The 12738-nt window shown below is 41.0% G+C and carries 16 protein-coding genes; 15 read left to right on the top strand and 1 reads right to left on the bottom strand.

Features of this window, described 5'->3' with window-relative positions:
* Positions 1–16: 16 nt before the first annotated feature.
* From NAF01_RS19110 to NAF01_RS19055, 12 genes are all read left to right on the top strand, one after another.
* The gene (locus NAF01_RS19110; protein WP_226618300.1) at positions 17–172 is read left to right on the top strand and encodes a hypothetical protein; all 156 of its coding nucleotides are present in this window, start codon (positions 17–19) and stop codon (positions 170–172) included.
* Between the two features lie 41 nt (positions 173–213).
* Positions 214–480: an IreB family regulatory phosphoprotein gene (locus tag NAF01_RS19105; protein ID WP_009333061.1), complete on the top strand. Its 267-nt coding sequence runs from the start codon at positions 214–216 to the stop codon at positions 478–480.
* 2 nt (positions 481–482) lie between these two features.
* A complete protein-coding gene (ruvX, locus tag NAF01_RS19100) occupies positions 483–899 on the top strand; it encodes a Holliday junction resolvase RuvX (RefSeq protein ID WP_048010335.1) in 417 nt (138 codons plus the stop codon).
* Positions 900–913: 14 nt separating this feature from the next.
* Positions 914–1198: a DUF1292 domain-containing protein gene (locus NAF01_RS19095; RefSeq protein ID WP_009333059.1), complete on the top strand. Its 285-nt coding sequence runs from the start codon at positions 914–916 to the stop codon at positions 1196–1198.
* A 485-nt stretch (positions 1199–1683) separates the two neighbouring features.
* Complete coding sequence (gene mltG / locus NAF01_RS19090; protein WP_197248225.1) at positions 1684–2817, top strand: endolytic transglycosylase MltG; 1134 nt, start codon at positions 1684–1686, stop codon at positions 2815–2817.
* 269 nt (positions 2818–3086) lie between these two features.
* Positions 3087–3722 carry an O-methyltransferase gene (locus NAF01_RS19085; RefSeq protein ID WP_226618421.1) on the top strand — a complete coding sequence of 212 codons (636 nt, stop codon included), beginning with the start codon at positions 3087–3089 and terminating at the stop codon, positions 3720–3722.
* Between the two features lie 5 nt (positions 3723–3727).
* Positions 3728–4657 (top strand): peptidase U32 family protein, encoded by a 930-nt coding sequence (locus NAF01_RS19080; protein ID WP_250800977.1) that lies wholly within the window; start codon positions 3728–3730, stop codon positions 4655–4657.
* 35 nt (positions 4658–4692) lie between these two features.
* Positions 4693–5961, top strand: a complete 1269-nt coding sequence (locus NAF01_RS19075; protein WP_250800976.1) for a peptidase U32 family protein — start codon at positions 4693–4695, stop codon at positions 5959–5961.
* Between the two features lie 3 nt (positions 5962–5964).
* The gene (gene udk / locus NAF01_RS19070) at positions 5965–6600 is read left to right on the top strand and encodes a uridine kinase (protein ID WP_076257413.1); all 636 of its coding nucleotides are present in this window, start codon (positions 5965–5967) and stop codon (positions 6598–6600) included.
* A 251-nt stretch (positions 6601–6851) separates the two neighbouring features.
* Positions 6852–7328 carry a transcription elongation factor GreA gene (gene greA, locus NAF01_RS19065; RefSeq protein ID WP_009333053.1) on the top strand — a complete coding sequence of 159 codons (477 nt, stop codon included), beginning with the start codon at positions 6852–6854 and terminating at the stop codon, positions 7326–7328.
* 56 nt (positions 7329–7384) lie between these two features.
* On the top strand, positions 7385–9178 hold the full coding sequence (locus NAF01_RS19060; RefSeq protein ID WP_250800975.1) for a peptidoglycan D,D-transpeptidase FtsI family protein: 1794 nt from the start codon (positions 7385–7387) through the stop codon (positions 9176–9178).
* 426 nt (positions 9179–9604) lie between these two features.
* On the top strand, positions 9605–10270 hold the full coding sequence (locus tag NAF01_RS19055) for a YrrS family protein (RefSeq protein ID WP_197213346.1): 666 nt from the start codon (positions 9605–9607) through the stop codon (positions 10268–10270).
* Between the two features lie 23 nt (positions 10271–10293).
* Here the strand turns inward: NAF01_RS19055 and NAF01_RS19050 are convergent, their stop codons facing one another.
* Positions 10294–10500 (bottom strand): YrzA family protein, encoded by a 207-nt coding sequence (locus NAF01_RS19050; RefSeq protein ID WP_048010327.1) that lies wholly within the window; start codon positions 10498–10500, stop codon positions 10294–10296.
* Positions 10501–10705: 205 nt separating this feature from the next.
* On the opposite strand from NAF01_RS19050, the gene mtnN reads away from it, so the two are divergent.
* The 3 genes from mtnN (at position 10706) to NAF01_RS19035 (ending at position 12441) form a co-directional block, all read left to right on the top strand.
* Complete coding sequence (mtnN, locus tag NAF01_RS19045) at positions 10706–11410, top strand: 5'-methylthioadenosine/S-adenosylhomocysteine nucleosidase (protein WP_197213349.1); 705 nt, start codon at positions 10706–10708, stop codon at positions 11408–11410.
* Positions 11411–11526: 116 nt separating this feature from the next.
* Positions 11527–11787, top strand: coding sequence for a YrhC family protein (locus NAF01_RS19040; RefSeq protein WP_048010325.1), 261 nt, complete (start codon positions 11527–11529; stop codon positions 11785–11787).
* Between the two features lie 513 nt (positions 11788–12300).
* The gene (locus tag NAF01_RS19035) at positions 12301–12441 is read left to right on the top strand and encodes a YrzI family small protein (RefSeq protein ID WP_082139001.1); all 141 of its coding nucleotides are present in this window, start codon (positions 12301–12303) and stop codon (positions 12439–12441) included.
* Positions 12442–12738 lie beyond the last annotated feature (297 nt).

Raw genomic sequence — 12738 nt, 5'->3', positions numbered from 1 at the left:
AGGTAACCAAGAGAGATTGTTCATCATCAGGAAGAAACAGCTTGTTCTTCACCATGTTTTCCTGTCAGGAACAAGATCATTTATTGATTGCTCTGTTTATTCAGGCGGCAGGCCAAACAGTTATGAAGAGGGGGACAAGCGGGTAATGAACCGGATTCAATCCGGTAAATAAAAGCTATCCTATCCTTCATACAGAAAAGCGAGGTGTAAGATATGAGCTCATTTGACAAAACAATGAGGTTTAACTTTCCTGAAGAACCAATCGAACAGGATGTGAATGAAGTTCTGTTTCAAGTGTATGGTGCCCTCCAGGAAAAAGGGTATAATCCTATAAACCAAATTGTCGGTTATCTGCTGTCCGGGGATCCGGCTTACATTCCCCGCCATAAGGATGCACGCAATATCATCCGTAAACTTGAACGGGATGAGATCATCGAAGAATTGGTTAAATCATACTTAAAACAGCAGCGTGAGGGGTAAACATGCGGACTATGGGACTGGATGTCGGCTCTAAGACAGTCGGCGTCGCTCTAAGCGATGCGTTCGGATGGACAGCGCAGGGCTTGGAAACCATCAAAATCAACGAGGAAGAAAAAGAGTTTGGTTTTGAAAGAATTGGTGAAATAATAAAAGAGCATGAAGTCAGTAAAATTGTTGTCGGCCTGCCTAAAAATATGAATGGAACCATTGGCCCACGCGGTGAAGCCAGCCAGTTCTTTGCTTCAGAGCTGGAGAAGCTATTTGGCCTTCCGGTCGTATTATGGGACGAGCGTCTCTCAACAATGGCAGCTGAAAGAGTTTTGCTTGAAGCGGATGTCAGCCGCAAGAAACGGAAAAAAGTCATTGATAAAATGGCAGCCGTAATGATTTTACAAGGCTTTTTAAATAGCCAAATTTAATGAGGTGAACAGAAATGAACCATGGAGATAACAACATTACTGTAATTGATGAGGAAGGCAACGAGCAGCTTTGCGAAGTATTGTTCACGTTTGATTCCGAAGAATTCGGAAAGTCATATGTCCTTTACTACCCAGTGGGGGCAGATGAAAATGATGATGAAGAAATTGAAATTCACGCATCAGCATTCAGCCCAAGCGAAGACAGCAAGGATGGCGAGCTGCAGCCGATCGAGACAGAAGAGGAATGGGATCTAATTGAAGAAATGCTAAACACATTCCTTGATGAGCAGGAAGATTAATTAAACTGGCCCCCGGGCCAGTTTTTTATTTGCTTCTTTTTCGGCTGGAGCTGAATAAACCGAAAGTGCAAAATGTGGGAAAAAATGGCGAATCTTTTTGGTTTTTGTAATATCCTGCGACTTCCAAAAGAAAATATAGTATAATAAGCCCGTGATGTCTCAGGAACAAAAAGAAAATACAATTTCTTAGGCCAGTTGGCAAGAAAACGTGCAGTTAATTTACAATGCTGTTTTTGCAAAGTTTTTTGCTTTTATAATATTATTTACTGAGTTGATTGCAGCGGCAGGCGCGAGACTCCAGCGGGAGTAGCGGGACAGGTGAGATCCCGCAGACACGAAGCGGTGAGGAGGCTCACCGCCTGCCCCGAGGTTCGCTGAGCAGCCTGGAGCGGAAATCAACGGACAATATTGAAAGGCGAAAATAAACAAATTATACGAAAAGAGCCATTTACAAAGCTAAGGTCTTTGGAACGGGGGGATATGTGATGTCGGCAGACGATCAAAAAGGGAAAAAAGAAATAATACGCGAAAAAATGATTGAGCGCCAAGGTGAAGCAAAAGTAGTCCGTAAAATTGTACTGATAGTTGCAATCATATTATTAATCTCAGCTGCTGCAGTGCTCGGCGGCGGATATTTTTATATTAATTCAGCTTTAAAGCCTGTTGATCCCGATAATAATAAGCCGAAAAAAGTAGAGATACCAATCGGGTCTTCTGTTACAGGAATCGGCACAGTCCTTGAAGAAAATGGAATTATCAGGGATGCACGTGTTTTTAAATATTATGTGAAATTTAAGAATGAAGCTGGATTCATGGCAGGAGAATATGAATTGAAGCCTTCCATGAATATGAAGGAGATTCTGGATAGCTTGAAAACAGGTAAGGTAATGGAAGAAGTTGCTTTCAAGATCACCATTCCAGAGGGAAAACAGCTTGAGCAGATAGCAGGGATCATTGCAGAAAAAACTGATAAAAAACCAGAAGATGTGTTGAAAAAACTTAATGAAAAAGCTTTTATTAAGTCTTTAATGGCAGAATATCCTGGATTGCTTACAAAGGAAATCCTGGGTGAGAATATTAAATATCCTCTTGAGGGATATCTATTTCCGGCAACCTATCCTTTTTACAAAGAAGATCCTACTATAGAGGAAATTGTCAAAGTTATGCTTGATAAAACGGCTTCAGTTATTAAAGAGTATAGCGGTGATATGGAGAAGCAGGAATATACTCCGCACAAATTATTGACAATGGCATCGCTCATAGAGGAAGAAGCAACGGCGAAAGTAGACCGTGATCAGATTGCGAGTGTTTTCTACAACAGGATTGACACAGGAATGCCTCTGCAGACAGATCCAACTGTTCTGTATGCACATGGTGAACATAAATCAAGGGTCCTATATAAAGACTTAGAAATCGACTCACCATACAACACATATAAGTACCCTGGACTGACTCCCGGTCCAATTTCAAATGCAGGAGTTTCCTCAATTGAAGCAGCATTGGTGCCTGCAGAAACGGATTACCTTTACTTCCTTGCTACATCATCAGGAGAAGTTCTTTTCTCAAAGACATTGGATGAGCATAATCAAAAAAAAGCACAGCATATATCAAATAATTAAATTGGGAAAAGGGGAATGTGCACATATAGCATTCCCCTTTTACTTATGGTAAAATAGATCAGGTGTTTTAATGTCTTTAAGATAGCGTAAATCACGGACAAGCATGGATACAGGCTCAACTAAGCCGGAATGCAGCACAGCGCATTTTCACATCCTATCTGTGAACGCTATTTTTTCATGTCTAAATAAAAAAACGGCTGAGACCTGAGTGTCTCTTAGAGCCGCAGCTTGACAATAAAATTCCATCTGATCGAGGTGATGCCAGCTTGATGAACGATAAGCTGCATGCATATATAGAGGAAATAATACCTGAAAGAACCCAGTTACTGGACAAAATGGAGCAGTACGCCAAAGAGCATAATGTTCCAATCATGGAGCTGGCAGGAATCGAAGCGATGCTTCAGCTTTTGCGCATTCAAAAACCGAAAATGATTCTCGAAGTAGGCACGGCAATTGGCTATTCAGCACTCAGAATGGCGTTCGCAGTTCCTGAATCGAAAATTGTTACTATTGAACGCGATGCGGAACGTTACCAGCTTGCCGAAAAGTATATAGAAGAAGCCGGGAAAAAGGAGCAAATCATCATCATTAAGGGAGATGCCCTGGAAGTCGAGGAAGATGTTGAAAAGCACGGACGCTATGATGCTATATTTATTGATGCAGCAAAAGGCCAATATCAGCGGTTCTTTGAAATCTATTCACGTTTTCTCTCAGATGGCGGTGTGATTATAACAGACAATGTCCTTTTCAAAGGCCTTGTGTGTGAACCAGATATAGAAAATAAACGTATCCGGAATATGGTTAGAAAAATTGATGTGTTTAATAAATGGCTAATGAGTCATCCTGAATATCATACAGTTATTTTGCCTGTTGGGGATGGCGTGGCAATTAGTAAAAAGAGGTGATTATAATGAATAAACCTGAACTGTTGGTAACGCCAACAAGTGTTGAAGATATCGGGCCCCTTGTGTCTGCGGGTGCAGATGCCTTTGTTGTAGGAGAACAGCGGTATGGACTGAGACTTGCAGGGGAATTCACAAGGGGAGATGTGAAAGAAGCGGTTCAACTTGCACACAAGCATGGGAAAAAAGTGTATGTGGCGATGAACGCTTTATTTCATAATGATAAAGTGCCTGAACTTGAAGGCTATATCAGTTTTTTAAATGAAATAAATGTTGATGCAATCATTTTTGGAGATCCTGCTGTATTAATGGCCGCCCGCTCGGCTGCGCCGGACATGAAGCTCCATTGGAATACAGAAACTACTGCAACAAACTGGTATACATGCAACTACTGGGGCAGAAAAGGTGCAAAACGCGCAGTCCTTGCAAGAGAGATTAATATGGATGCCATCATTGAAATAAAAGAGAATGCCGAGGTAGAAATTGAAGTGCAGGTTCATGGCATGACTGCCATGTTCCAATCAAAGCGCTCCCTGCTGGGCAATTATTATGAATACCAGGGGAAAGCCCTGGAAGTGGAAAACCGCAAACAGGAAAAAAATATGTTCCTCCACGATAAGGAACGGGAAAATAAATACCCGATTTTTGAAGATGAAAATGGCACTCATATCATGAGTCCTAATGACATCTGCATTATAGATGAACTGCAGGAAATGATTGAAGCGGGCATTGATTCATTTAAAATTGACGGGATATTAAAAACTCCTGAGTATATTGTTGAAGTGACTAAACTCTATAGAAAAGCTATTGATCTATGTGTCGAAGATCCGGACCAATACGATGAAATAAAAGATGGTCTTCTCACTGAAGTTGAAGAAATTCAGCCGGCGAATCGTCCGCTTGATACCGGATTCTTCTTTAAGGAAACTGTCTACTAATTTGACTATATTAAAAATTAAGAGGAGGAAGCTCTATGGCAGCGGTAAAAGAAAAAATTTCCGAAATTGTCAACGGCAAACGGGTTATTGTAAAAAAGCCTGAATTGCTTGCTCCGGCTGGAAACCTTGAAAAGCTGAAGATTGCCGTCCACTATGGTGCCGACGCTGTGTTTATCGGCGGACAGGAATACGGCCTTCGTTCAAGCGCAGGCAACTTCACTTTTGAAGAAATGAAAGAAGGCGTAGAATTTGCCAAAAAATACGGAGCGAAGATTTATGTTACAACTAATATTTTTGCTCATAACGAAAATATTGATGGTCTTGAGGAGTATTTGCAGGGTCTTAAAGAAGCAGGAGTTGCAGGAATCATTGTGGCAGATCCGCTGATCATTGAAACCTGCCGCCGTGTTGCACCGGAGATAGAAGTGCATTTAAGCACACAGCAATCCCTCTCCAACTGGAAGGCAGTCGAGTTCTGGAAGGAAGAAGGATTGGAGCGTGTCGTCCTTGCGCGTGAAACAAGTGCGGAGGAAATCAAAGAAATGAAGGAAAAGGTTGATATTGAAATTGAAACCTTCATTCATGGGGCGATGTGTATTGCCTACTCCGGTCGCTGCACACTCAGCAACCATATGACTGCACGTGATTCCAACAGGGGCGGCTGCTGCCAGTCCTGCCGCTGGGATTATGATTTGTATCAGCTTGAAGGAGAAAATGAGGTACCTTTATACAGCGAAGGAGATGCTCCTTTTGCGATGAGTCCTAAAGATCTTAAGCTGATTGAATCAATTCCGCGTATGATCGAATTGGGAATTGACAGTTTAAAAATTGAAGGACGCATGAAATCCATCCATTACATTGCAACAGTAGTAAGCGTGTACCGCAAAGTGATTGATGCCTATTGTGCAGATCCGGATAACTTCCAGATTAAGCAGGAATGGCTTGAAGAGCTTGATAAATGTGCAAACCGCGAAACAGCGACCGCTTTCTTTGAAGGGGTACCCGGGTATAAAGAGCAAATGTTTGGAAATCATAGCAAAAAGACGAATATCGATTTCGTCGGGCTTGTGCTGGATTACAATCCGGAAACACAAATTGTTACCCTGCAGCAGAGAAACAAATTTATGCCTGGAGAGGAAGTAGAATTCTTCGGCCCTGAAATTGAAAACTTTACACAAGTCATCGATAAAATATGGGATGAAAAAGGCAATGAGCTGGATGCAGCGCGCCATCCGCTTCAAATTGTTCAATTTAAAGTTGATAAGCCGGTATACCCTGACAACATGATGCGAAAGGAGCTCTAATCAATGAAACGCAAACCCGTTGTAATTGGGGTAGCCGGCGGTTCCGGCTCAGGAAAAACGAGCGTAACTAAAGCGATTTATGACCGATTCAAAGGGCACTCAATCCTTATGATCGAACAGGATTATTATTATAAGGATCAGACTCATCTGCCCTTCGAGGAAAGACTGAAGACAAATTATGACCATCCGCTTGCATTTGACAACGACCTGCTTATTGAACATATTGAAAGCCTGCTGAAATATGAGCCGATAAGAAAGCCTGTATATGATTATGCCATGCATACAAGGTCTGAAGAAGTAATTGAAGTCGAACCAAAGGATGTCATCATCTTAGAGGGCATTCTGATTCTTGAGGATGAGAGGCTCCGTAATCTGATGGACATGAAATTATATGTAGATACAGATGCAGACCTGCGGATCATCCGCCGCTTATTCAGGGATATAAAAGAGCGGGGACGCACCATGGATTCAGTCATTGAACAGTATGTAAATGTTGTACGGCCAATGCATAATCAATTTATTGAGCCGACGAAAAGATATGCTGACATCATTATTCCCGAAGGCGGGCATAATTACGTTGCCATTGATTTAATGGTCACAAAAATTCAAACAATTCTTGAACAAAAGTCATTTTTATGAAACAATAGCATTGAAAATGTTCTATAGGACTTATCCTTTTACCGAGTGGCTTTTTTAGATCTATTGCTTGTCCCGGTTCAATATAACCGTCAGCTAAATCTTTCAGAGCCGGTCAAAATAAAAAGATGATCTGCGCGCCCTTTAACAAAGGACGCGCTCCTGTTCATTTTCTTGATAATATGATAAAAAGAAGTACATACATTATAGAACACATCCTTTTAAAGGATGTGTAATTCGAAGGAGTGAAGGTTTTGGCTACAGAAAAGGTTTTCCCAATGACACAGGCAGGTAAAGAAAAACTTGAGCAGGAACTTGAATACTTAAAATCGGTTAAACGCAAAGAAGTAGTTGAACGTATAAAAATCGCAAGAAGCTTCGGAGATCTTTCCGAGAACTCGGAATATGATTCAGCAAAAGAAGAGCAGGCATTTGTTGAGGGCCGGATTACTACTCTTGAAAATATGATCCGCAATGCAAAAATCATTCAAGAGGAAGAAATGGCTGGAGATATCGTTGGACTTGGCCGTTCCGTTACGTTCGTGGAGCTTCCGGATGGAGACGAAGAAACTTACACTATCGTAGGAAGTGCCGAGGCGGATCCTTTTGAAGGTAAAATCTCAAACGATTCACCAATTGCCAAGAGCCTGATTGGACGTACAGTCGGAGACGAAGTTACCGTTCAGACTCCTGGAGGAGAAATGAACGTACGCATTGTTTCCATTAAATAAGAATAGCTGGTTTGAAATCAGAAAACCTCGTCAAGACTTTTGACGAGGTGTTTTTTATGTGGAGAAAAAGAGCAGTTGGCTGGCTAATCGTTAGTTTCATAATTCTTTGTTTTTTAATGGGAAGGCTTATACAGCTGCAGCTTGTTTCAACAGAGCATTTTACAGGCAGGGAAATCAATCTTTTGGAAGCAAGTGTCCGTCAGCGCTCCCAGGAAATGATTATCGATGCCGGGAGAGGGGATTTTCTTGATCGCAGCGGTAATCCCATGACATTTGAAAACAAATCTGTTCTTATATTATTCCCCTTCCTCGCAAGAATGGATTGGGATATAAAAAAGATATCTGAAATTACGGGTGCTTCGGAGTATTCTTTGCGTCATTCTGTTGAGAATGCAAAAGAACCTTTTGCATTTGGAAGCCCGCAGCCCATTCAGCTGTCTTACGATCAAATGGAGAAAATCAATGATTTGAAAATTCCGGGTGTCTTTGCTGTTGAAAAGAAATACAGCCGTTCCGAAAAACCCGCATCCCAGCTAATTGGAATTACCGGCCAAAATCAGGACGTCCTTAATGAAAGGTACCCAGACAAAGATCTGTCTCCTGACACAATGATCGGCATTACTGGCATGGAGAAGAGCTTTGATGAATTTCTGCTTCCTGAAGGGGCATCAAAACTTGTTTATCATGTAGATGGAACAGGCGGACCCCTGTTTGGCATCGATGTAAAATATGTTGAACCGGCAAATCCCTTTTATCCGGTTAATATTAGGACAACTTTGGACTATGATTTGCAAATGATGGCTGAAAAATTGGCGGATCAGCATGGGATTAAAAAAGGCGGTATTGTCCTGCTTGATATAGAGACTAATTCAATTTTGGCAATGGTGTCGCGTCCATCCCTTAATAAACATAATCCATTTGATGAAGAAAGCAGAGGGACGATTAATCATATGATTAAACAGCAGATCATGGGATCGGTTTTTAAAACGGTAGTGGCAGCAGCCGCAATTGACCATGGTCTGGACGACCCTAAAAGGCAATTTGACTGCAGCAGGAAAATAAATGGGGAGCCGGATCTTAAATATCAGCATGGCATGCTGAATTTCGATGAGAGCTTTGCCAGGAGCTGTAATAATACATTTGCATCCATTGCTAAGGAATTAAAAGATATTAACCCGGATCTCCTTGAGGAGTATGCAGACAAACTGTCATTAATAGGTCCTGTAAGCTGGGAGGGAGATATTTATCACTTCAGCGATTTTAAACAGCTTCAGGACGAAGAAAAAGGACGGGTGTTTCTGTCTGAAGATGCTAAGAAAGACAGTAATTTTGCAGGCCTGACAGGAATTGGACAGCATGAGGTGAGAGCTACTCCACTTGCTGTTGCCAACATGATGGCAGCTATAGCCAGAGGAGGAGAGAAAGATATGGTCCGGGTTGCGTCAGAAATTGAATATAAAAACAGTACATCTCTTATAGAATTCGAGAAACAGAAGCTGCAGGGAGAAATAATTGCCCCGTTTACCGCTATGAAGCTTCAAAGGCTGCTAAGGGAAGTCGTAATCAATGAAGAAGGGACCGGCCGCTGGTTTAAAGAACTTCCTTACGAAGTTGCAGGCAAATCCGGCACTGCCGAAACGGGCATAATGGCAGATGGAAAGCAGCTTCACAATAAATGGTTCGCGGGTTATTTTCCATATAAAAATCCAAAATATGCCCTTGTAACTGTAAATCTGGAGGTTACTGAAGACACAGGAGGAGTGAATCCGCTCTTTGCTGATATCGTCAAAGAAATCTATAACTATAATCATAACCAGGAAACTCCTCCATTGGGCTCTGCAGACCAGTAAACAAATATGGTATAGTGTAACTTTCCGAATACTTCTGTCGTCCATTTAATTGCCGGCAGTACAGGTGTCCATAGGTTATTTCTTTTAACATAACCTGATTCCGTGTTAGAATGTTGACAGCCGCTGTTTGAGTAAAGTAATCCTCATTTTTTATATTAATTTCTTTCAAAGTATGTAGATTTGTGCACTAAGTATATGCACTGAGTTGATCCTCGCTGTGGGCACTTGACTTCTGCGTGAAGTGAGGGAATGCGAGACCCCACAGGCAAAGCCGAGGAGGCTCGCAGGACTCCCCGCGGGTTCGCTGCGTGCCTGGAGCGGAAATCAACAGACTAAATTATAAGTGAAAATTATATTATATTAGTGCATTAAACAGTTCATTTTGATATTTACTTGTAATTCTGACAGATTGGGGAGGAGAAAGTCTTGAAAGGGAATAACAGAGAATCCCGTTTTGGTAAACGGGAAAAAAGAAAAAAAACCAATATCATCTTAAATAGCCTTATTGCACTTGTCATCATCCTTATTATTGTTGTATCAGCCAAGATATTCTTCGGCGGTAATAATGACCAGGCACTTCCTGCCGATGAACAGACAGCATCTGAATCGAAGCAAAATGAGAAAAACAAGGAAGACAAGGGCAATGATATAGAGCAAAACGAGGATAAAGACGAAGAGAAAGCAGATAAAGAGTCTGAAGAAGAAGAAAAAGAAACAGAAGAGAATGCTGAAGAGGAACCTGAAGAAGATAAAGAACAAGTCGTAACAGAAGGTGGAAGCGGACCTGACGTTGAAAAAACGATTGAAAATCCATCATGGAAACCAGTCGGAACCTCTCAAACGGGAGAGCATACTGCTGTCTACGATCAAAATCATGCAGATTGGCAGGAAATGCTCAGTGCCATTTCTTATGCGACAGGTGTTGATCAGGGGAATATGACTGTTTGGTTCCTCGGAAATAATGGGCCCAATAGCTCTGTTGGGACAGTTTCCACAAAAGATCAAAGTGAAAAGTACCGTGTCTATATAGACTGGGTTGACGGAGAAGGATGGAAGCCATCCAGAGTAGAGGTCTTAAATGCAATAAATTAGTTAATAAGGACGCCAAGGCGTCCTTATTTTTTTGCTTTATAGTGAACCACCGCCGAGAAATAAGTCCTTCCATTCTCATCAAGATGCATTTGATGCGATACGTGGTGGACAGATAAAAGGATGGCTTTATTATGCTCAATCTGTAAATTTATCTTCTTTTCAAGCTCCTTTAAAGTAGGAGCCTCATAAAACTCAACCTTATCTTCTATCAAATCAAACTGGAAATTCATCGTGATTCCCCCTTCCCTTCGATACTATCTTTTATTTTATGGGGTGAGTTTTAGTCTGGCAACTTTCAAAACCTGAGAGGTTAATGCATGAATTATTTACGAATATGGCAAACATCCCGTCTATGATGGTAGAATAGAGTTTGCATAAATCATATGGGCAAACTAATTCCATGAATGTAATCAAAGCATAGAAAGAGGTCTTAAAATGAAAATAGCTATTATTGGAGCAATGGAAGAGGAAGTTACTTTACTTAGAGATAAAATAGAAGATAAGCAACAGGATACTATTGCAGGATGCGAGTTTACAGCAGGAAAAATGAGTGGTGCGGATGTTGTGCTGCTCCGTTCTGGAATAGGCAAAGTAAATGCAGCCATGTCGACTGCCATCCTTTTGGAGCGGTACAAGCCGGATTATGTCATTAACACCGGTTCAGCTGGAGGATTTAATCCTGAACTGAATGTGGGAGATACGGTAATTTCGACTGAGGTTAGACATCATGATGTAGACGTTACCGCTTTTGGCTACGAATATGGACAGGTACCTCAATTGCCGGCAGCATTCGAAGCCGATCACAGCCTCGTGCAGATTGCTGAAGCATGCGCCAAGGAAATCGGGGATATCCAGGTTGTAAGAGGGTTAATTGCAACAGGTGACTCCTTCATGAGTGATCCTGCAAGAGTGGATTATATCCGTGATAAATTTACAGACCTTCAGGCAGTAGAAATGGAAGCAGCAGCGGTTGCTCAGGTTGCGCATCAGTTTGAGACTCCTTTTGTTGTCATCCGTGCCCTGTCAGACATTGCAGGAAAAGAATCTGATGTTTCATTTGAGCAATTTTTGGAGAAGGCAGCACTTCATTCTGCTACACTTGTAATGAAGATAGTAAATGCCCTTAAGAATAACAAATAACTTTAAAAAGGGATAATCTCTTCCCTATTTTTCCTATCTTACATTATTTACATCACCTTCAAACTTGCTAAGTATGTTAAAGTAGAAACATAGTCTTTCTTAGAAGGTGATAATAAATGATGAACGAAGCAAAGAACTTATATCAAAAAATGGTTGATTTCAAGCGGTTTGCAATTTCAATGCTCGCTGTCGGATCGTTTTTTTACATTGGCTTAATTATCCCTGACACTGCAAATACAGTTTCTGATTTATATATAATGGCTGGATCTTCTTCAGCTTTCCTTATAGGCTCAATCCTTTTCTTTATCCTTTCCAGACGATGCAGAACGAAATTGAATGAAACGGATGAAGGTCAGGAATACCTCATGAGAAAATAAGTAAAATAAACGTCCGGATATCCGGGCGTTTTTTTCATTGGCTATTTTCGTAAAGCATGTTGCTTCTTAATAACGAACACCGCACGAAGGAAATGCGTCAGCATTTTCAAATGCCCCCAGCGAAGAGCAACTCACTAAACTACACCCTGCAGCGGAAATTAACAGGCTGTATTTATAAAACAAAAAAATAAAATAAAAATTTATCAAAAAAGGTTTACAAACTGCATAATCGTGGATATAATTACCAGTGTAAGTGAAAATTCTAAAAAGGAGGTCGAATGAAATGATGTTAACTGCAATTGTATTAGGAACACAGCTAAATAAATATTGTACAAATTCGACCTACATGGAATGGATCGCTTAGATTTGCTTTATTGACATTACATATCCATGCCGCAGGGAGAATTGTGCCCTGCGGTTTTTTATGCCTTAATGGCAGGCCGCTGGGAGTATATCTCTTTGCGGCTTTTTTGTGCCTTTTGGCAGGATATGAAAGAGGAGGTGGAATATCTAATGACATTAAATATCTTATTTTTAACAGTCACGATAAAAAAACGTCACGTATCAGCAGAAGATGTTGTTCGTGAACAAATGGTTGAAAAAATTATTGAACAAAACCGTGATCGTCAATTCTCAATTTACCGTCCATTTTAATTTCAGTGACAAAAAAACAAGAAAGGTGGTTTGTTAGATGATTTACATTTTACAAGGACGTCAGGCAATTTTTTGGGTGGAGAAAGATTCCACCTAACAAAGCTGTAACCGGTTAGGAGGTAAGGAGCGTGTCTTTGCATATTTTAATTTTAACCTTGAAATTCCGAAAGAAAAGGAACTGATCCACTTGATGCTGATTAACAGAATGTTCACATTCCTCCCGTTTTCTGAAGCAGAAACCATGTTACATTAAAGAAAATAAGGAATTAAAAAAGGGGTGTGGAGGATGTTCTGGAT

The sequence above is a fragment of the Cytobacillus firmus genome (assembly GCF_023657595.1).
GTDB classification, from domain to species: domain Bacteria; phylum Bacillota; class Bacilli; order Bacillales; family Cytobacillaceae; genus Cytobacillus; species Cytobacillus firmus_B.
The sequence above is the reverse complement of the archived record's forward strand: the minus strand, read 5'-3'. Positions and strand labels throughout refer to the sequence as shown.

What these genes read in the sequence shown, in the direction of transcription:
- NAF01_RS19085 (WP_226618421.1), top strand. Translation starts at nt 3,087, where the DNA reads ATGAACGATAAGCTGCATGCATATATAGAGGAAATAATACCTGAAAGA.
- NAF01_RS19075 (WP_250800976.1), top strand. Translation starts at nt 4,693, where the DNA reads ATGGCAGCGGTAAAAGAAAAAATTTCCGAAATTGTCAACGGCAAACGG.
- udk (WP_076257413.1), top strand. Translation starts at nt 5,965, where the DNA reads ATGAAACGCAAACCCGTTGTAATTGGGGTAGCCGGCGGTTCCGGCTCA.
- NAF01_RS19060 (WP_250800975.1), top strand. Translation starts at nt 7,385, where the DNA reads ATGTGGAGAAAAAGAGCAGTTGGCTGGCTAATCGTTAGTTTCATAATT.
- NAF01_RS19035 (WP_082139001.1), top strand. Translation starts at nt 12,301, where the DNA reads ATGACATTAAATATCTTATTTTTAACAGTCACGATAAAAAAACGTCAC.
- ruvX (WP_048010335.1), top strand. Translation starts at nt 483, where the DNA reads ATGCGGACTATGGGACTGGATGTCGGCTCTAAGACAGTCGGCGTCGCT.
- mltG (WP_197248225.1), top strand. Translation starts at nt 1,684, where the DNA reads ATGTCGGCAGACGATCAAAAAGGGAAAAAAGAAATAATACGCGAAAAA.
- mtnN (WP_197213349.1), top strand. Translation starts at nt 10,706, where the DNA reads ATGAAAATAGCTATTATTGGAGCAATGGAAGAGGAAGTTACTTTACTT.
- NAF01_RS19095 (WP_009333059.1), top strand. Translation starts at nt 914, where the DNA reads ATGAACCATGGAGATAACAACATTACTGTAATTGATGAGGAAGGCAAC.
- NAF01_RS19040 (WP_048010325.1), top strand. Translation starts at nt 11,527, where the DNA reads ATGATGAACGAAGCAAAGAACTTATATCAAAAAATGGTTGATTTCAAG.
- NAF01_RS19105 (WP_009333061.1), top strand. Translation starts at nt 214, where the DNA reads ATGAGCTCATTTGACAAAACAATGAGGTTTAACTTTCCTGAAGAACCA.
- NAF01_RS19080 (WP_250800977.1), top strand. Translation starts at nt 3,728, where the DNA reads ATGAATAAACCTGAACTGTTGGTAACGCCAACAAGTGTTGAAGATATC.
- NAF01_RS19050 (WP_048010327.1), bottom strand. Translation starts at nt 10,500, where the DNA reads ATGAATTTCCAGTTTGATTTGATAGAAGATAAGGTTGAGTTTTATGAG.